At 40.9% G+C, this 722-nt stretch carries 1 protein-coding gene; it reads right to left on the reverse strand.

Annotation, left to right across the window (positions count from 1 at the left end; translation table 11 throughout):
- Positions 1–119 precede the first annotated feature (119 nt).
- The gene (locus tag EXA13_RS16640; protein WP_238134100.1) at positions 120–698 is read right to left on the reverse strand and encodes a DJ-1/PfpI family protein; all 579 of its coding nucleotides are present in this window, start codon (positions 696–698) and stop codon (positions 120–122) included.
- Positions 699–722: the final 24 nt, after the last annotated feature.

A 722-nucleotide genomic window follows, 5' to 3' on the forward strand; every position in this document is an offset into this window, starting at 1 on the left:
TAACGCCCGCTTAAGGGGCTGGCAACACAAAACACCAAACTAAAACAAAACAGCTATAACCTCAAATGCTCATTTCAGCCCAAAATGCCTAGCGTTGCCTGTCCTCCTTTAAGCGTTTGTTATGTGCATTTTTGCCACTTGTATTCCATTTGATGAGCTACTGATTTAGCCAGCTCTTGACTATGAAGCCGTGATACCAAATACAAGCTCATATCTATACCTGCTGATATTCCACCCGAAGTCGTATACTTTCCTGAAGTTACCCAACGTTGATTATCCATTACCAGTAATTCAGGAAAAAACCGTTTTAAATCTGGAATATCTTCCCAATGTGTTGTCACGGGTAAATCTTTCAGCAACCCTGCATTCGCCAATAAAAAAGCCCCCGTACAAACCGATGCTACTGTATTAGCTTCTCTGTCCACTGACACTAGCCAATTGAGTACATTTTCTTTGTGCATTTCCCTTGTATGCACACCACCGACAACCACTAATAAATCAATTGAGGGATGATTTTGAAATGAATAATGAGGTAATACGTTGAAACCACCACGAGCCTTCACCGGCTCTAGCGTTTCCGCAACAAAAAATACATTCCAGTTTTCTACTCCTAACCGTTTGGCTGTACTAAAAACCTCAAAAGGTCCTGAAAAATCAAGAACCTCTGCTTCATCATAAATATAAATTCCAATATTCATTCGTGCCTCCATGCACATAACGCC

This window comes from Vibrio cincinnatiensis (assembly GCF_022113815.1).
Lineage (GTDB): Bacteria > Pseudomonadota > Gammaproteobacteria > Enterobacterales > Vibrionaceae > Vibrio > Vibrio cincinnatiensis_A.